This window comes from Brevibacterium samyangense, assembly GCF_039529845.1.
Lineage (GTDB): Bacteria > Actinomycetota > Actinomycetes > Actinomycetales > Brevibacteriaceae > Brevibacterium > Brevibacterium samyangense.
In genome coordinates this window covers 77,018-95,184 of the sequence record NZ_BAAANO010000009.1, presented here as the reverse complement: position 1 = coordinate 95,184, position 18,167 = coordinate 77,018, and the positions used below count along the sequence as shown (strand labels likewise).

At 68.9% G+C, this 18,167-nt stretch carries 17 protein-coding genes; 8 read left to right on the top strand and 9 right to left on the bottom strand.

Annotated elements, in window-relative coordinates; genetic code table 11:
• The 3 genes from ABD172_RS05550 to ABD172_RS05540 all read right to left on the bottom strand — a co-directional run.
• Window positions 1–601: nitroreductase (locus tag ABD172_RS05550; RefSeq protein ID WP_344307709.1), on the bottom strand; the 601-nt coding region annotated here is incomplete at its 3' end.
• 144 nt (window positions 602–745) lie between these two features.
• Window positions 746–2,266: an APC family permease gene (locus ABD172_RS05545; protein WP_344307707.1), complete on the bottom strand. Its 1,521-nt coding sequence runs from the start codon at window positions 2,264–2,266 to the stop codon at window positions 746–748.
• A gap of 336 nt (window positions 2,267–2,602) precedes the next feature.
• Window positions 2,603–4,177, bottom strand: coding sequence for an APC family permease (locus tag ABD172_RS05540; RefSeq protein ID WP_344307705.1), 1,575 nt, complete (start codon window positions 4,175–4,177; stop codon window positions 2,603–2,605).
• A gap of 83 nt (window positions 4,178–4,260) precedes the next feature.
• Between ABD172_RS05540 and ABD172_RS05535 the strand changes: the two genes are divergently transcribed.
• The 4 genes from ABD172_RS05535 to ABD172_RS05520 all read left to right on the top strand — a co-directional run bounded on the left by ABD172_RS05535 (window position 4,261) and on the right by ABD172_RS05520 (window position 5,853).
• Window positions 4,261–4,425 carry a hypothetical protein gene (locus ABD172_RS05535; protein WP_344307703.1) on the top strand — a complete coding sequence of 55 codons (165 nt, stop codon included), beginning with the start codon at window positions 4,261–4,263 and terminating at the stop codon, window positions 4,423–4,425.
• A gap of 238 nt (window positions 4,426–4,663) precedes the next feature.
• The gene (locus ABD172_RS05530; RefSeq protein WP_344307701.1) at window positions 4,664–5,185 is read left to right on the top strand and encodes a M15 family metallopeptidase; all 522 of its coding nucleotides are present in this window, start codon (window positions 4,664–4,666) and stop codon (window positions 5,183–5,185) included.
• A 48-nt stretch (window positions 5,186–5,233) separates the two neighbouring features.
• Window positions 5,234–5,452 (top strand): hypothetical protein, encoded by a 219-nt coding sequence (locus tag ABD172_RS05525; protein ID WP_344307700.1) that lies wholly within the window; start codon window positions 5,234–5,236, stop codon window positions 5,450–5,452.
• Entirely contained in the window at window positions 5,449–5,853 is a 405-nt protein-coding gene (locus ABD172_RS05520; protein ID WP_344307698.1) for a PIN domain-containing protein, read from the top strand. Before ABD172_RS05525 ends, ABD172_RS05520 begins: the two co-directional genes overlap by 4 nt.
• Window positions 5,854–5,873: 20 nt before the next feature.
• On the opposite strand, the gene ABD172_RS05515 is transcribed toward ABD172_RS05520, so the two are convergent.
• Window positions 5,874–6,710 (bottom strand): LysE family translocator, encoded by an 837-nt coding sequence (locus ABD172_RS05515; protein ID WP_344307697.1) that lies wholly within the window; start codon window positions 6,708–6,710, stop codon window positions 5,874–5,876.
• Between the two features lie 153 nt (window positions 6,711–6,863).
• On the opposite strand from ABD172_RS05515, the gene ABD172_RS05510 reads away from it, so the two are divergent.
• Both ABD172_RS05510 and ABD172_RS05505 read left to right on the top strand, forming a co-directional pair.
• Window positions 6,864–7,766: a LysR family transcriptional regulator gene (locus tag ABD172_RS05510; RefSeq protein ID WP_344307695.1), complete on the top strand. Its 903-nt coding sequence runs from the start codon at window positions 6,864–6,866 to the stop codon at window positions 7,764–7,766.
• 425 nt (window positions 7,767–8,191) lie between these two features.
• A complete protein-coding gene (locus ABD172_RS05505) occupies window positions 8,192–8,686 on the top strand; it encodes an FBP domain-containing protein (protein ID WP_344307693.1) in 495 nt (164 codons plus the stop codon).
• Window positions 8,687–8,726: 40 nt separating this feature from the next.
• On the opposite strand, the gene ABD172_RS05500 is transcribed toward ABD172_RS05505, so the two are convergent.
• On the bottom strand, window positions 8,727–10,127 hold the full coding sequence (locus tag ABD172_RS05500) for a site-specific DNA-methyltransferase (protein WP_344307691.1): 1,401 nt from the start codon (window positions 10,125–10,127) through the stop codon (window positions 8,727–8,729).
• A 128-nt stretch (window positions 10,128–10,255) separates the two neighbouring features.
• On the opposite strand from ABD172_RS05500, the gene lhgO reads away from it, so the two are divergent.
• A complete protein-coding gene (gene lhgO, locus ABD172_RS05495) occupies window positions 10,256–11,512 on the top strand; it encodes an L-2-hydroxyglutarate oxidase (protein ID WP_344307690.1) in 1,257 nt (418 codons plus the stop codon).
• Between the two features lie 132 nt (window positions 11,513–11,644).
• Window positions 11,645–12,421: an SDR family NAD(P)-dependent oxidoreductase gene (locus ABD172_RS05490; RefSeq protein WP_344307688.1), complete on the top strand. Its 777-nt coding sequence runs from the start codon at window positions 11,645–11,647 to the stop codon at window positions 12,419–12,421.
• A 15-nt stretch (window positions 12,422–12,436) separates the two neighbouring features.
• Here the strand turns inward: ABD172_RS05490 and ABD172_RS05485 are convergent, their stop codons facing one another.
• The 4 genes from ABD172_RS05485 to ABD172_RS05470 form a co-directional block, all read right to left on the bottom strand.
• Complete coding sequence (locus ABD172_RS05485; protein WP_344307687.1) at window positions 12,437–13,546, bottom strand: glycerate kinase; 1,110 nt, start codon at window positions 13,544–13,546, stop codon at window positions 12,437–12,439.
• A 269-nt stretch (window positions 13,547–13,815) separates the two neighbouring features.
• Complete coding sequence (locus tag ABD172_RS05480) at window positions 13,816–15,048, bottom strand: MFS transporter (RefSeq protein ID WP_344307685.1); 1,233 nt, start codon at window positions 15,046–15,048, stop codon at window positions 13,816–13,818.
• Window positions 15,038–16,690, bottom strand: coding sequence for a phosphoglucomutase (alpha-D-glucose-1,6-bisphosphate-dependent) (gene pgm / locus ABD172_RS05475; protein WP_344307683.1), 1,653 nt, complete (start codon window positions 16,688–16,690; stop codon window positions 15,038–15,040). The genes ABD172_RS05480 and pgm overlap by 11 nt, the downstream gene beginning before the upstream one ends.
• Window positions 16,691–16,836: 146 nt before the next feature.
• Window positions 16,837–18,084: a hypothetical protein gene (locus ABD172_RS05470; protein WP_344307681.1), complete on the bottom strand. Its 1,248-nt coding sequence runs from the start codon at window positions 18,082–18,084 to the stop codon at window positions 16,837–16,839.
• Between the last annotated feature and the right edge of the window lie 83 nt (window positions 18,085–18,167).

Here is an 18,167-nt window from a genome sequence, read left to right as displayed (position 1 = left end):
CGACGACGTCCTCGTCGTCGCCGATCCCGAGGTACTCGCGCACCCGGTCCGCCTGCATGCCGATCGATCCGAGCGCGCATGCGCCCATCCCCGCCGACCATGCGGTGTACTGGAGAGTTGCGATGTACCCGCCGGCATCGACCCAGCCGTAGGGGCCGACCGAACGGGTGGTCGTGAGGACGAGGCCGACGGGGGCACCGAAAAAGGCGAAGTTGAGCATGCTCGCCTCGGTTCGGCCCGCGGGGTCGTTCCGGCCGATGCCGAGTGCCTCGTAGCGTCCGTACCCGGTCTCGCGTTTGCGTGCCATCTCCGCGTCCGTGAACCGGCCCGGCAGGGGCAGGTCGGCGCCGGTCTCCTTGCCACGGGCCCGGACCGCCGCCTGCAGCCGGGTGCCGAACTCCACGAGCACGTCACCGCGGAGGACACGGACGTGCCAGGCCTGGGTGTTCGACCAGCTCGGGGTGCGCTGTGCGGCGGTGAGGATCGCCTCGAGTTCGGTATCCGTGACCGGACGGTCCGTGAACGCCCGGACGCTGTAGCGCTCGGCGAGGAGATCCGTGAAGGGAGTGGCGGGGAGTGTGATCTGAGCGACATCGGTCATGGGCTGAGCTTAGAACACCGTCGGCCGGCACACCGTCCGGCGGTACAACGGAATCGACCAGGGCAACTCATTCGATTGCCGTTCCGCCAAACGGAAACCGAATGAGTTGCTCTGGTCGAAAGCGTTGTTCGGGAGCCGGGAGGGTTACTTCCCGCCCTTCCCCGCCTTCCGGGCCGCGATCTTGGCGAGGAGCACGGACTCGGCGCGCACGCCGGGCTTCACCCCACCGGGCAGACGGAGTGCGAACGCGACGCCGGCGAGCATCCAGAGGCCGAAGAAGGTGTACGACTGCCAGTCGAGCGTGATGCTGATCGGGGTGGCGTTCGGGATGTAGAGGAGGAACAGCACGACGCAGATGACCGAGGCGAGGACGCCGAGCACCACACCGCCGAATCCGGGTCCGCCCGCGTGCATGGGACGGGGCATCTCCGGCTCGCGGCGGCGCAGGATGACGAACGCGATCGCGACGAGCGCATAGGCGAGCACGATCATCGGGGATCCACCGTCGACCGCCCACGTGAGCATGCCGGTGCCGAGGAACGGTGCGAGTGCCGAGAGGACGCCGAGGAAGAGGAGGGCGTTCGACGGGGTCTTGTACTGCGGGTGGAGCTTGCCGAACCACGCCGGGATCATTCCGGAGTTCGCCATCGCCCACAGGAGGCGGGAGGCACCCATGAGGAACGCGATCCAGCTCGTGAGGATGCCGGCGAGGCCACCGCAGAGCACGATCTTGCCCCACACCGGGTGCCCGAAGAGCACGGCCATCGCATCACCGGTGACGAGCTTCGCGCCCTCACCGGGAGCCGGCAGGAGCTCGACGGCCGGCATCGCGAGGGAGGTCACGTAGATGACGACGAGGTAGAACGCCACGGCCATCGACACCGACCAGATGATGAGGCGGCCGATCTTCTTCGGCGCGATCCTGATCTCCTCCGCGGCCTGCGGGATGACGTCGAATCCGACGAAGAGGAACGGCACGGTGCCGAGCACGGCCATGAATCCGACGGCGCCGTGGTTGAAGAACGGCTTCGTGTGCTCGACGTCGCCCTTGACGAAGCCACCGACGACGAGCATGAGCGCGACGAGGATGATGAAGATGACGACGAAGGTCTGCACGAGAGACGCGACCTTGACGCCGCGGATGTTGATCCACGTGATGACGATCGCGCAGACCGCACCGATGAGCGCCCACACGAGCCCCACCTGGGCGCCCGCGACGGTGTACATCGGCAGGAGTCCGGAGAGGCCGTTCGGCAGGAGCTGCTCGAACATCGGGATGCCGTCGAGGATGTAGTCGACGGTGCGCGGGGTCGCGACGGTCTCGAAGAGGATGACGCTCACGTATCCACCGATGATCGCCCACGACCCGAGGAGCGAGGCCCGCGGCCCCATCCCGCGCATGAGGTAGTTGTGTTCACCGCCGGCGTGCGGCATCGCGGCCACGAGCTCGGAGTAGACGAGCGCGACGAGGATCATGATGGCGCCACCGGCGACCATCGCGATCATCGCGCCCCACGTACCGGCGTCGTTGAGCCATCCGCCCGTGAGGGTGATCCAGCCGAAACCGATCATGGCGCCGAAGCCGATGAACAGGGCATCGGCACCGCCCATGACCTTCTTGAACCGGCCCTCGTGGTGGGGCTCGGTGTTGTCGTGAGTACTCACGTTCGTCACCTTTCGGAATGAGACCTCCGTCGGTCGCACTCCGCTGTCGGCGGGGGTGTGTGCCACTTGCGCACACGATTCGATTGCACAGCTGCGCTCGTCGCGGCCCGACGGAATGTTCAGGTCGCCTTGCCAATAGTGTGCACCGTCACCCCGGAGGAATCGGCACGGAAGCGCCTCCACGTCATGCACCTCACAGACATGCGGAGACGCGTGTCACACGCGTGTCGGAAGAACCGCCGAGGCGCCCCGGACGTGACGACGCCCCGCACCTTCCGGCGCGGGGGCCGGGAGGCGCGGGGCGCCTCGGGAGGGGGAGCCGCTGTGGGGCGGGTGTCACTTCCTCCGGAGGGAGAGGGCCTCGAGGAGCTGCCGCTCTGCGTGCGGGCCCGCCGGGACCGCCGGCAGGCGGGCGGCGAACGCGAGTCCGGCGATCATCCAGATGCCGAAGATGAGATACGACTGCCACCCGAGCGTGATCGAGATCGGCGTGATCGCGGGGATGTAGAGGAAGAACATGACGACGCAGAGCACCGTCGCGAGGATGCCGATGACGGTGCCGCCGACGCCCATGCCGCCGGCCACGAAGGGGCGCTCCATGGTGGGTTCCTTCCTCCGGAGGACGAGGAAGCCGACCGCGACCATCGCATAGGCGAGGACGATCATCGGAGAGCCGCCGTCGACGACCCAGCCGAGAACCGCGGTGCCGCCGAACGGGGCGATGACGGCGAGACCGCCGATGAAGAGGAGGGCGTTCTTGGGCGTCCGGTACTTCGGGTCGAGCTTCCCGAACCACGCGGGGATCATGCCGGAGTTCGCCATCGCCCACAGGAGGCGTGACGAGCCGGCCATGAAGGCGACCCAGGAGGTGATGATGCCCGCGAGGCCACCGGCGAGGACGACCTGCTTCCAGAATCCGGCGCCGAAGAGGTGCGCGAGGGCGTCGGCGGTGACGAGAACCGTGTTGCCGTTCTCGTCGACCCGTGCCTCGGCCGGCAGTCCGTACGCCGAGGCGAGGATGACGACGATGTAGAACGCGACCGCCATGACGACCGACCAGATGAGGACCTGCCCGATCTTCTTCGGCGCGATCTTCAGCTCCTCGGCCGCCTGCGGGATGACGTCGAAGCCGACGAAGAGGAACGGCACCGCGCCGAGGACGACGACGAATCCGGCGGCGCCTCCGGTGAAGGCCGGCTGGGCGTTCGCCGGCTCCGCACCCACGACGATGCCGAGGACGAGGAGGAGACCGACGAGCAGGAGGAAGGAGACGACGAAGGTCTGGACGAGCGAGGCGACCTTGACGCCGCGGATGTTCACCCAGGTGACGATCGCGGCGATGACCGAACCGGAGATCGCCCAGAGGAACCCGACCTCGAACCCGGCGACCGAGTACATGGGCAGGAGTTCCGCGAACCCGTCGAACATGTACCCGAGGGTGCGCGGGGCCGCGACCGCCTCGAAGAGCACGACCGTGATGTAGCCGCCGGCGATCGCCCAGGATCCGATGACGGAGGCCTTGGGGCCGAGCGCGCGCAGGAGGTAGTTGTGCTCACCGCCGGCGTGCGGCATCGCGGAGACGAGCTCGGAGTAGACGAGGCCGACGAGGACCATGACGACGCCACCGGCGACGAACGCGCCGACCGCGCCCCAGGTGCCCGCGGAGTCGAGCCAGCCGCCGGTGAGGGTGATCCAGCCGAAGCCGATCATCGCGCCGAAGCCGAAGAGGAGGGTGTCGAAGGTGCCCATGACCCTGGCGAAACCGCGGTTGCCGGGGGTGCCGTGGGAGGGAGCGTCCTGGGTGGGGATGTCGGCGCCGCGCGCCGTGGGGTGTGCTGTCGCACCGGGCGCGTGGGACGGGGTCGCGCCGGTTCCGGTGCCGGCCTGTGCGCCGGTCGATTCAGTACTCATGGAGGTTGAGACTAGGGTCACAATCGAGGAAAAGCGAAACAGGCCCGGAAAATCCGTGTGAAACGGGTGTAGCGTCCTCCTCCGTGTTCAGGGTTCGTGTACCGAAGCCCGTTCTCACGGTCGTCGGGATCAGGCGCGCGGGCGGTCAGTGGGAGCTCGTCGACGAGGACACGATCGTCTATCCCGAGGACGAGATCATCGTCGCCGGGGGCACCGAGGGGATCGAGCGGCTCACGACCCGGGGATGACGGATCGTGCTACGGGTGCTGTAGCGCGTGATTCCCGTCATACGGACACCTTGTGAGACGGAGGCGTGCCGCCTTTCGTCCCCGCGCGCACCGCCGGGTCGGACGCGGTTCACTCGATGTGTGACCACGAGAACGAGGGGCACCGGCGCCCGCGGAAGCGACCGGGAGAGCTGCGCCGGAGACGGACGACGAGTCCGTCTTCGTCATCGGCGCCGCGCAGGACCACACAGGAGCCGCCGTGACGACCGAGGTGAGGGAACCTGAAGCGGCGACGAGCGCCTCGGGAACGGTGGAACTCACCCTGCTCCCCGGGTGTTCGGGGGAACTGCCGGGACCGGCGGACATGCGAGGCGAGAGCAATGGGGAACTCGAGGGTGGATGGCTGTGCGAGATCGGGGTCGGTGGCTTCGAACTCCGGCCCGATGCGGCGCTCGCCTTCGCCGCGATGAATGAGGCGTACCGCCGGGAGACGGGGGAGGACCTCGCGATCACCGGGACGTACCGGCCGCTCGAGAGGCAGGTGAGCATCGCCGCCGAACGGCCGGGGCTCGCCGCGAAGCCCGGGTCCTCGCTGCACGGCTGGGGAATCGCGATCGACTTCGGCGGCGGGACCACGACCGCGAGCGGCCCGCAGTACGAGTGGCTCGTCGCGCATGCCGCCGAGTTCGGCTGGGAGAACCCCGACTGGGCGAAGGGAGAGAAGTACGAGCCCTGGCACTGGGAGTACGTCCCCGCCCGCGCGGCCATCGCGGGGTATTGATCCGCGCTTTCGCCCTATATTATCGATATATAACGAGAGGGTCTGCGAATGGCCATTACTTCGATCGACATCGACGCCGAGCGCCTCGGCCGACTCAAGGAACTTGCGGGAGCCCGATCGAACCGCGAGGCCGTCGATATTGCGATCAGGACCTATCTGGCAGTGCGAGATCAGCCGACAGCAGTCGATCGCATCGTCGCCCGCACATTCGACGATGATCAGATCGACGCAGGAACGATGGTTCCGTCCGAACCGGCTTCGGCATGACCACTTTCCTGGTCGACAACAGTGTGTGGCAGCGGGCAGGAAGGAACGAGAAAATCGCGCGTCGATTGCATGAGGTCGCGGCCCGCGATCTCATCATCGCGTGCCCGCCGCAGGTTGCCGAATACTGTCATTCAGCGCGAACTGCGGCGGAGTATGTGGAGCTGAGGCGAGACATGGAGATCCTGCTTCCCGCATGGGAGCATCCGACGGCCGAACTCGTGCTCGACATCCAGCAGGCGCTGTGGGAGTCGGGGCTGGTGCGGGCTGCGGCTGCATTCGACTGTGTCGTTGCCGGCTATGCAGTCGCGAATGATGCTGTGATTCTCAACGCGGACAAAGGTTTCGGATACCTCGAGCGTGCGACAGCCGGGCTCGTGAGGCAGGAATACCTCGCGCCCTGACGACCGGTCGGGGAACGGGCTCAGTGCGTGAGGACGATGAGGACCGCGAGGACGACGAGGATCCCGCCGGAGACGAGGTCGACGAACGCCGGGCCACGGCCGGTCTGCAACCACCGACCCACACGTGACGCCGCTGCCACGAGCAACAACGAGTACAACCAGATCGTCACCATCATCGTGAGCACAAGCAGCACATAATCGACTCCGCTCGGTGACGCCGGGAGGAACGGCGGCAGCAGGGCGAGGAAGAACAGCCCGGTCTTCGGGTTCGTGAGCCCCGAGAACACGCCCACGACGTACGGGTTTCCGTCGAGCTTCGAACGCTTCGTCCGGTCGGGGGGCGCCGTGTCGGTGCCGTTCGTGTCCCGTGTGGCGATCGTGTCACCTACGGCCACCGTGTCCCCAGTGGACGGTGCGCTCTCCGTGCCTGTGGACAGTGGCGCCGTTTCGAGGCCCACGGTGGCGCCGCCGGCAACGCCCGTCACCGCTGTCGTTCCTGCGCCGACGAGTACGCCCTCGCCCTTACCGGTCGCCACGACCTCGCGGCGCGCCGGTGCGAGCGCCTTCAACTGCTTCCGGCCGCCGAGGACGCTCGTGATGCCGAGGTACAGCAGGTACGCGGCACCTGCGTAGGTGAGGACCTCGAGGAGCCACGGATAGCGGTCGAGGAGGGCGCCGAGCACCGTGAGCGAGAGGACCGCCCACACGAGGATCCCCGTCGCGACCGCGCACGCGTAGAGGAATCCGGGCTTCCACCCCTTCGCGCCGAATCGGAGCGTGAGGAACGTGTCCGGGCCGGGCGTGACGGCGAGGACGACGCTCGCGCCGAAGAACGCCCAGTACTCCGCTCCGGTCATGCCCTGCTCCTCGTGATTCTCGTTGCTCCGCCGGGCATGTTTCCGCCCGACGCGGACCCGATCCGGGCCCGCCCGAAGATGCTCTCATTTCGAACCATCAAGGAATAGTTCACATTTGTGGACAACCATGTGGAAACACCTGATGATGGAGGGGTGTGGGATCTCGGACGCCTGAGGATCTGGCGGGCGGTCGTCGCCGCCGGCTCCGTGAATGGTGCTGCCCGCAATCTCCGCTACGCCCCGGCGAGCGTGAGTCAGCAGATCATCGCCCTCGAGAAGTCCGTCGGTTTTCCGCTCTACCGTCGGGTGGGCCGCGGCATCGAGATCACCGAGGCCGGACAACGCCTCGCGGACCAGGCCGAGGAACTGTTCGCCGCGGCCGGACGCCTCGACACCCTCGTGGCCGACCTGAAATCGGGTCCGGGGACACGGGTGCGGATCGGGTGTTTCGCCTCGGCGGCGAAGGAATGGATCCCGCAGGTGCTCCGGCAGACGGTCCGGAGGTTCCCCGAGCTGCAGTTCGACATCCAGTCGAACGAACCCGTGCCGCTGCCGGACCGCGGCGCGGTCGACATCGACATCAGCAACGAGGTGCCGCACCTCGGCGTCGATCCGGTGCCCGGCTATACCCGCACCGAGGTCCTCCTCGACCCCTTCGTGGTCGTCGTCCCGCGGACGCACGCGCTCGCGCGCCTCGATGCGGTGCCCCTCGCGGAACTCGCCGAGGCGCCCCTCATCGACCTCGACGTCTCCGGCTCCCCGACGGGGCAGGTCATCGACCATGCGGTCGCCTCGGCCGGGTTCGTGCCGCGGTACGTCGCCGGCGCCGAGGACCACTACGCGGTCCTCGCGATGGTGGGTGCGGGGATCGGGCTCACGGTGCAGCCGCGCCTCGCGGTCGGGGATCTGCCGCGCGGGCTCGTGGCGTTGCCGCTCGTCGACCCGACCCCCGTGCGGCGGATCGTTGTACACGTGAAGAGCACGGTCGAACACGTCGCCCACATCGAGTACCTCCGGCACGCGATCGTGAGACAGGGGAGCAAGGCTGCCGGGTGACGCCTCGCCCGGCACATGAGTTCCCGACGGAATGGTGAGTTCCTTGCGTACAGTGCGCACGGTGCATGGAACTCGCGACGGTGTCGGGAACTCATCGGGGCCGCATCCGCCCGTCCGAGAAGTGGGTCGGGAGTACACTGGGTGGCCGACGAAAGGGGTTCGGCCTTCATGGCCCACTGCATGCACAGCTGATCACTCCCGTGACCGAGTACGGCACGGGCCGCGGACACCGCGCGCGGGAACGCCCGTGCCGAGTGGTTCCGCCCCTCCTTCACACCCTTTTCGTGGATCGCATGCACCGGTTCGTCCGGCCCGCCCCAACCTCCGCACGTTCGCCACAGCACTCGGCGTTCCGGCGGCAGGACCCGGCGCTCGTCCGGCATCATGACCGCGCAGCATCCCGTGATCAGCATCGGAGAATGCTCATGCAGGAACTCACTCTCACCCAGCTCCAGAAGTCCTTCGTCAACGCCTCGCGCCGGGAGGCCGGACTCATCAAGCCGCCGTTCGACCCCGACACCTTCGACTGGGAGTCCCACGACTTCGTCGGCTGGGCGGACGCCAAGATCCCGCAACGCTCGTACGTGTTCGTCCCCGTCGACGGCGAGGTGCGCGGGGTGATCCTCCGCGCGGTGCCGCCCTCGCGCAGCCACCGGTCCGCGGTGTGCGCCTGGTGCGAGGACGTCATCGCGGTTCAGGGCATCCGCATGTTCACCGCGAAGCGCGCCGGTGACGCCGGGCGCCGCGGCAACACGGTCGGCACCCTCGTCCACGAACTCTTCGACTGCTCGGCCCACGCCCGCCGCGAGCCCACCGGTTGGGAGGGCCGTGACGATCCGGAGGCGTTCGTGGCGAAACGCGTCGAGAAACTGCGCGCGAACGCCGAGGGCTTCGTCCGCCGCGTCATGGACGGGAAGTAGGCACACCCGGCGGTCGCGAATCCGTGGAAGATGCGCTCGCTCAGCACTCGGGCTCTCCCGGAAGGGGCCCTTCGCCCACCACCGTGAGGTCGAGGAAGTCGGTGACGAGCTCGGGGTGCTCGGCCCGCAGCCGTGCACCGGCCCGGCGGACCCTCTCGCGGCACAGAGCGCTGATCGTGCCGGGCACGAACGCGATCGGCTCCGCAGCGTCGTCACCCGCCGCCCGGATCCCTCCGGTCCCCTCGGCTCCGGTCCGCGCTCCTGCGACGGGCCGGAGCGCCTCGGGTCGTTGGACGAGGACGAACCGCCGATTCCCGCCGTCGCGGGCGTTGAGAGCGAGCACGGCCTCGCCCGTGGTGCCGGAGCCGGCGAAGAAGTCGAGGACGATGGCATCGCGGTCCTCGAAGGTCTGCGACAGCACGAGGGTCGTGAGGAGCTCGACGGGCTTCGGGTAGCCGAAGGTCCCGCCGAGGCCGAGCGCCTCGAGGTCCCGCCGCCCGGTCTCCCCGAGGGCCTTGACGATCGAGTACATCTTCGAGCTCGCGCGGTCGGCCGGGGTGAGGCGCACGACCGCGTGCTTGCCGGTGTCGCCCCAGGGCCGCAGGACGTACCTGCCCATGGCGATCCCGGCGTCGATCTCCGCCTTCTTCGCCTCCCCACGCACGGACACGATGTCCTCGTACATGAGCCGTCGTTCGGACCCGCGCGTGTACTTCCCGAAGCTCACCCGCAGGAAGTCGTCCTCGACGAGGTAACGCTCGCCGTCGATCGTCTCGTAACGGGCCGGCGGTTGCTTCTCGCGGACGAACGGCCCCACCTGTGTGATGTCGCGCGCCCACACGTGGATGTAATCGTGCCCGCGCACCCAGCGTTTGGCGTTCCCGCCGCCCTTCGCGCGTTGGTGCACGAACGCCCCGAGGTAGTTCTCCTCCCCGAAGATCTCGTTCCCCAGCAGCGTCACGTACGCACTCTCGGTGTCGTCGACCTGCACGAACACCGTGCCGTCGGACCGCAGCAGATCCTTCGTGAGAGCGAGCCGCGGCAGCATCATCGACAACCACCCGGCGTGCCCGGCCTGCCCGAACGTGTCCTTGTACGGCAGCGCGTTGCCCGTGTTGTACGGCGGATCGATGTACACGACCTTCACCGCGCCCGCATGCGAGTCCTGCAGGAGCCACAACGCCTCGAGGTTGTCCGCCTCGACGAGGACGTTGTCGTCCTGCGTCACACGGACCCCGCCGGACCCCTCGCCGGCTTTGCCGCCGGGACCCGCCTCCACCGCCGAGGCGCCCCGCACCTCGGCCGATGCCGCGCCGCTCGCCGGGCCCGGGGCTCCGTCCGCCTCCCGCCGTGCCCACCGGGCACGGGGCCGGGAGCCCAGGAGCGCCTCGGCGTCCGCCTTGCCCGGCCACGCGACGGTGAGCTGCGGGGGCTGCGGCACGAATGCGGGCCTTTCTCGGGTGCGGCACGGGGTTCGGAACCGGGTGCGGCAATGGGTTCGGAACCGGGTACGGCGTTGGATCTGGGGCGTCCCTTGTGGACCGGGAGTGCAGCCGTAAGGATACCGGTATGGGAATCGGAAGAGTGGCCGTCGTCGGCGGCGGGATCATCGGAGTGGCAGTCGCGCGGGAACTCACGAAGCGGCTGCCGGACGCGCACGTGACGATCTTCGAGAAGGAGCCGTACCTCGCGGCCCACCAGACGGGGCACAACTCCGGTGTCGTCCACGCGGGTCTCTACTACGAACCCGGTTCCCTCAAGGCCCGGCTGTGCCGCCGCGGCGTCGAACTCCTCATCCCGTACGCGATCGAGCACGGGATCCCCTACGACGAGTGCGGGAAGCTCGTCGTCGCCCAGAACCTCGAGGAGATCGAACGCCTCGAGGCGATCTTCGAACGGGCGAAGGCGAACGGCGTTCCGCACGTGAAGCTCCTCGACCGCCACGAGATGCGGGAGGTCGAGCCGAACGTCCGTGGCGTCCTCGCACTCCACAGTCCGCACACCGCGATCGTCGACTACCCGGCGCTCACCCAGCAGCTCGCCGCAGATGTCGAGGCCGCCGGCGGCACCCTGCGGTTCAATGCGGAGGTCGTCCGCCTCGACACCCTCGGGAACCAGGTGCGCGTCGCGATCGCCCTGCCGGGCGCCGAGGGCTCGAAGCTCACGGAGGACGGTGGTGCGTTCGACCTCGTCGTCACGTGTGCGGGGCTGCAGGCGGACCGGCTCGCGACCGCCTCGGGCCTCGAACCGACCCCGAAGGTCGTGCCGTTCTCCGGCGACTACTTCGTCCTCACCGGCGAACCCGCCGAGGTCGTCAAGGGGCTCATCTACCCGGTGCCGGACCCGGCGTACCCGTTCCTCGGGGTGCACCTCACCCGCCGGGTCGACGGTGCCCTCACCCTCGGGCCGAACGCGTTCCTCAGCTTCGGGCGGGAGGCGTACTCGAAGGGTGCCTCGTTCCAGTGGGAGAACCTCGGCCGGACGGCGAGCGACCTCGCGGCGACCGCGGGCTTCGGCGGGTTCTGGAAGTTCGCGAAGAACAACGTGAAGGCGGCCCTCCGCGAGGGGCGGACCGCGCTCTCGCCCAAGGCGTTCATCGAGGAGGCGCGGAAGTTCGTGCCCGAACTCGACCAGGCGGCCGTGCAGCCGGGCCCCCGAGGCGTCCGCGCCCAGGCCATGAACCCCGACGGATCCCTCGTCGACGACTTCGTCTTCTCCACCCGCGGCCGTCTCACCCAGGTGCGCAACGCACCCTCCCCGGGTGCGACGAGCTCCCTCGCGATCGCCGAGTCCGTCGTCGACAAGGCGCTCGAATCCGTGAAGTGACACGGAGTCCTCGCCGGGGTACGGCCCTCCCTCCGAGGCGGGGCGCGCCGGTGTCCGGATACCGGGCGGTAGCAGCTTCGCCCGGGAAGTAAAGGCTTATCCGGTGCGGGCGGAGGGCCTAGTGCCGGTCCCATGACCACATGCGCAGGCCGTTTCGACGGCAGGAACATCATCGTCACCGGCGCCGGATCGGGCATCGGCCGTGCGAGCGCACTGCGCTTCGCGGCCGAGGGCGGCAAGGTCGCCGTCGTCGACATCAAGGAGGAGGCGGCCGCGGAGACCGTCTCCCTCATCACCGAGGCGGGAGGCACCGCGATCTCCGTCGTCGGTGACCTCGCGGACCGGACGGTCACGGAGATCGTCGCCGCCACCACGCTCGAGGCCTTCGGCGGCATCGACGTCCTCGTGAACAACGCCGGCGTCAACGACCGCTTCGAGGCCGTGCACGAACTCGAGGAGGACATGTTCGAACGCGTCATGCGGGTGAACGTCAACTCGGTGTACCTGCTCTCGAAGGCGGTCCTCCCGCACATGCTCGAGAAGGGCAGCGGCGCGATCGTGAACACCGCCTCGGAAGCGGGTCTGCGGGGCTCGGCCTCGGGCGCCGCCTACACCGCGTCCAAGCACGCGGTCGTCGGACTCACGAAGAGCATGGCGGTCATGTACCGGGCCGCCGGCATCCGGGTCAACGCGATCGCGCCCGGTGGTGTCGCGACGAACATCATGGACGGCATCGAGATGACGATGAACCACGGTCTCACCCAGATCGGCCCGTTCCAGCAGACGATGGTCGGCCGAGTCGCGACCTCGGAGTCACTCGCCGCCGCCATCACCTTCGCTGCGTCCGACGACGCCTCGAACATCTCCGGTGCGATCCTCCCCGTCGACAACGGCTGGAGCGCGATCTGATCGGGTGTCCCGCTCTCACCCGATGAGGTGCGCGAGCTCCTTCGCAGCGGCGTCGAGGACGGCCCGCGGCTGGGCGAAGCACTGGTCGAGGGGTGCGTGGTCGGCCATCGCGACGATCCCGGACACCCCGAGGTCGTCCACCCCTCCGGCGGGCAGGTCGCTCGCGCCGCACACGACGTACACCGGACGGCCGTGGGCGCGCGCTTCCTCGACGACGCGCCCCGGGCCCTTGCCGTTGAGGGTCTGGAGGTCGAGCTTCCCCTCGCCGGTGACGACGAGGTCGACCTCGGTAAGGGCTGATCCGAAGCCGACGAGGTCCATGACGTAGTCGGCGCCGGGGACGCCCTCGGCACCGAGGAGTGCGAACGCACCGAAGCCGACGCCACCGGCGGCACCCGAACCCGGCCGGTCGACGTGGTCGTGGCCGCCCGGGACCACCTCGGCATAGCGGGCGAGAGCGGCGTCGAGGCGTGCCACCTCGGCCGGACCCGCACCCTTCTGCGGGCCGTAGATCGCGGGGGCGCCGGTGGGGCCGAGGAGGGGGTTGTCGACGTCGGAGGCGAGGAGGACCCGCGCCTCGCCGCTCTCGATCCGCGGGTCGAGGTCGGAGAAGTCGACCTCCGCGACGGACTCGAGACCGATGCCACCGTCGGGGATCTGCTGCCCGTGTGCATCGAGGAACCGGATGCCGAGGGCGGAGAGCAGTCCGGCACCGCCGTCGGTCGTCGCGGAACCACCGATGCCGAGCACGAGCGTCGTGCAGCCGGCGTCGAGTGCGGCCTTCATGAGTTCTCCCGTGCCACGGCTCGTGGCGTGGAGGGCGGTGCGGGCATCCGGGTTCGGCACCATCGCGAGCCCGGAGGCCTGAGCCATCTCGATGACCGCGGTGTCCTCGCGGCGGGCCCAGGTGGCGTTCGCGGGTGCGCCGAGCGGCCCGGTCACGACGGCATCGACGGGGAGGAAGCCACTGGCGACGGCGGCGGCGACGGTGCCGTCACCGCCGTCCGCGATGGGAAGGGCGACGATCTCGTGTCCGCGACCGGTCAGCCTGCGGCCGAGGACGTCACTGACCTCGGAGGCCGTCAGGGTTCCCTTGAACTTGTCACAGGCGAGCAGGATTCGCATGGGGTCCTTCTGAGTGAAAGAGGGTCCATGCAAGAGTAATCCGCGACGGCCACACGATGTTTCAGCCTGACCGCCGCGGTGGGATCACTCTACCGGCGCGTACCTGCGGATTTGCACGGATCTCCCGGGATTTACACATCTGTAACGGTGAGGAATGTCTCGCTGCCGTGTCGACATGGAACGACGTCCACGGGGTGGTCGGGCCGGTCCCGGGGACCGGCCCCGGAGCACAGGAGAGCACCCCCGCCGAGGCGCCTCGGCGGTCTCCCTCACCCCACCGTCGCGCGGCGGGCGAGACGTGCGGCGTGCCCGCTGCGCAGCGGGTCGAGGAGCTTCACACAGCTCACGACGACGAGTGCGCCGAGGGCCATGCAGACGACCGGCATGAGGAACGCGGGGCGCGCGCCGAAGTGGTCGATGAGATTGCCGGCGATCGCGGATCCGAACGATGTGCCGAAGGCCATCGAGGTCGACATCCACGCGAACGCCTCGGTGAGGCGTTTGGGAGGGGCGAGTTCGCGGACCGTCGTCGACGTCGTGATCGCGACGGGGGCGATCGCGAGGCCGACGAAGAAGACGGTGATGCCCATGACGAGCATCGATCCGGGGAGCAGGAGGGCGCAGCAGGCGACGGCGAACACCGCGGTCGCGAGGGCCTGCCGCTTGTGCGTGGGGATCTTCCAGTCGACGGTGCCGAAGAACAGGCCGGACAGCAGGGACCCGAAGGCGAAGGTGCCGAGGACGACACCGGAGAAGGGCTTCTGTCCGAGTTCCTCGGAGAACGCGACGACGGTGACGTCGATGGCGCCGAACCCCGCCCCGAGCATGAAGTGGCTGAAGACCGCGATGAGGATGCCGGGGTTCGAGAGCACCTTGCCCTTGAGGGTGCGGTCGACCTCCTTCGGCTGCGGCTCGGGTTCGGTGTCCGTGTTGCGGTAGAGAAGGAAGGAACCGATGAGCGTCGCGAGCCCGGAGAGGATGATCCCGGCCGGAGGGAAGAGCGAGGTCGCGAGCACCGTGACGAGGACGGGTCCGGTGATGAAGATGACCTCGTCGATCGCCGCTTCCCAACTGAACGCGGAATCGAGCTGGCGGGGTGTGCGGGCGATGTACGTCCAGCGCGCACGGATGAGCGAGCCGATGGAACCGAGCGACAGTCCCGCGAGGGCGGCGAACACGAACGCGAGTCCGAACCACCAACCGGCGAGCACCGTCGCGACGAGCAGTGCGAGTGCCGTGACGTGGACGAGGACGAGGGGTTTCATCACGACCGACTGGCCGCGCCGGTCGATCTGTTTCGCGATGATCGGATTGGAGACGGCCTGGGCGACCATGTACGTCGCCATGACGAAGCCCGCCATGCCGTAGGACCCGGTCTCGCCCTGGACGAAGAGGACGATCCCGAGCCCGAGGAGGGAGATGGGCAGGCGTGCTGCGAGACCTGCGAGTGAGAAGTTGAGGGCCCCGGGCAGTCCGAGGATCTCCCGGTAGTTACTGAACACCGCCGCCGATGACCGAATCCACGACCGCCTTCGCCTCCTCCTGGACCAGTGCGAGGTGGTCGGCGCCCTTGAAGGACTCCGCGTAGATCTTGTAGACGTCCTCGGTGCCGGAGGGGCGGGCTGCGAACCACGCGTTCTCCGTCGTCACCTTGAGACCGCCGATGGCGGCACCGTTGCCGGGTGCCTCGGTGAGTTTCGCGGTGATCTCCTCACCGGCGAGGGTGTCCGCGGTGACCTGCTCGGGGCTGAGTTTCTTGAGCGCGGCCTTCTGTTCGCGGGTCGCCGGGGCGTCGATGCGGGCGTAGGCCGAGGAGCCGAACTCCGCCTCGAGTTCGCGGAAGCGCGCCGAGGGGGTCTTGCCGGTGACGGCGGCGATCTCCGCGGCGAGGAGGCACATGACGATGCCGTCCTTGTCCGTCGTCCACGTGCCGCCCTCGAAGGTGAGGAGGCTGGCGCCGGCGGACTCCTCGCCGCCGAATCCCACGGAACCGTCCATGAGTCCGGGGACGAACCACTTGAAGCCGACGGGCACCTCGAGGAGTTTCTTGCCACGGGCGGCCGCGACCCGGTCGATGATCGACGAGGACACGAGGGTCTTGCCGATCGCGGTGTCCGGACCCCACTTCGGGCGGTGGGCGAAGAGGTAGTCGATCGCGACCGCGAGGTAGTGGTTGGGGTTCATGAGACCGCCGTCGGGCGTGACGATGCCGTGGCGGTCGGCGTCCGCGTCGTTGCCCGTCGCGAGGTCATAGGTGTCCTTGTTCGCGATGAGGGAGGCCATCGCGTAGGGGGAGGAGCAGTCCATGCGGATCTTCTCGTCCCAGTCGAGGGTCATGAACCGCCACGTGGGGTCGACGACGGGGTTGACGACGTCGATGTCGATGTCCCAGCGCTCGGCGATCGCCGCCCAGTAGTCCACGCTCGCGCCACCGAGCGGGTCCGCGCCGATGTGGAGTCCGGAGCGTTTGATCGCCCCCATGTCGACGACATTGCCGAGAGCCTCGACGTAGTTCGCGATGTAGTCGAAGTTCTGCGTGTTCTCGAGGTGGAACGCGCGCTGGAAGAGCGTGCGCGGGATCTTCTCCCAGCCCTGTTCGAGGAGCTCGTTCGCGCGGTTCTCGATCCAGGCGGTGACATCGGAGTCGGCCGGTCCACCGTGCGGCGGGTTGTACTTGAAACCGCCGTCGGCCGGCGGGTTGTGCGAGGGCGTGATGACGATGCCGTCGGCCAGGCCCTGCGCCGCACCGCGGTTCGCATTGTGGGTGATGACGGCGTGGGACAGTGCCGGGGTCGGGGTGTACCCGTCGCGGTCGTCGATCATCGTGGGGACCTCGGCGGCGGTGAGGACCTCGAGCGCGGTGAGGAACGCGGGTTCGCTCAGCGCGTGCGTGTCGCGGGCGAGGTAGAGCGGGCCGGTGTACCCCTGCGCGGTACGGTACTCGACGATCGCGGCGGTGATCGCCGCGATGTGCGCCTCGTTGAACGAGTGCGTGAAGCTCGAGCCGCGGTGTCCGGAGGTTCCGAAGGCGACGCGATGCCCGGGGACCGCAGGGTCCGGCACGAGGTCGTGGTACGCGTCCAGCAGCGCCGGAACGTCGATGAGGTCGGATTCTTCCGCGGGGAGACCTGCACGTGAGCTCATGGGTCACACTCTGCCAAAAGAATCCGGGCCCGGCACACCCGGACGCGGGTTTCGTCTCGGATGGCGGAGGATCCGTCCCGAAAAACGGTCCTCCGGATCGACTCGGCTCCTCCGTGTCGGGTGGGGCCGCCGCGCGGACGAGCGGATCAGGTGGTCGTGCACCCGAGGCCGGACATGATCTCGAGGATCGCGCCGCCGTCGTCCGTGACGACGGTGAAGCGTTCGGTTCCCACGGCGACGGTCTGTACTCCCGGGAAGCCCTCACCCCAGGGCTCGATCGCGTGGGGTTCGACGGCGTCCTCGAGTATCGTGCCCACCTGGAGCGGGGACGACCAGACGATCCGTTCGGGGAGTTGCGGCGAGGCGCTGCTCGCCTGCCCGGTTCCGTCGCCGGAGGCGCCCGACCCGGTGATGGTCCCGGCGGCGTCACCGGATCCCGGCCGGGCGGCCTCGGCGTCCCCGATCGTCCATGCCATGCACTTGCCGAAGTACCCGGCGTTCTCGTCGACGGGGTTCCAGTACTCGGCGGTGAAATCGCCCCACGTGCGGGTGGCGACCCGGAAGCCCTCCGGGAACATCGAGTCCTCGTCGGTGCTCGCATCCGGTTCACCGAGGCGTTCCTCGACGAGCGCGAAGGCCTCCGCGGGATGACCCGGCTCGACGCCGGCCACGCCGCCCGAGTGACGGCCTGTGCCCGGATCGATGGGAGCGGTGAGCACGACGAGGGAGTCCCCGTCCGCGTAGGTCTCCGTGAGGTCGGGGGAGATCTCGTTGCCCGCGGGGGACGCGGTCGGTGCGGGCAAACCCGTGGCGGCATCGGTGACGGCATCCGTGGGGGTGCCGGGATCGTCCGTCAATGCGGTCACTCCCTCGGGCCGGACGATCCCGGCGACCTCGTAGGTGTTCTCCGGTGAGGTCGCTCCCGCACCGTCGCGCGGGGTGCCGAGGACGAGGTATCCGGAGTCCCACGCCGAGGTGCCGCGTTCGGGAAGGCAGACGAAGGACACGAGGGCATAGGTGCGGCCGTCCGGCCCGAGCGGGGCGAAGGCCTCCGGCTCCACCTCGAGGTGCAGTTCCATCCTCAGCGCCGAGCTCTCGTCCGCAGCGTCGTCGCCACCCGCGCCGTCGTCCTCGGAGGTGAGCCCGGTCCAGACGTCGTTCGGGTGGGTCGGGTCGACGAGGGCGTGGGGGAAACCGTTGTTCGCGTTCGGGGTGAACGTCGCATCGCCCGCATACAGGCAGGCGTCGAACCCGCGGATCGTGGCGCGCTCGAGCGACAGATCGGTGTCGGGCTCGAGGGTGCCGGGGGCGTCGACGGTCGGGGCGGGTTCCGGAGTGGCGCCCGCTTCACCCCCGCTCGGGGCTGCGCAGCCGGCGAGTGCGAGGACGAGCACGACCGGCCCGCAGAAGCGCCGAGGCGCCGCGCAGGTGAGGAGATCTCCTCACCGGTGCGGCGCCTCGGCGGGGGTGCGACGGG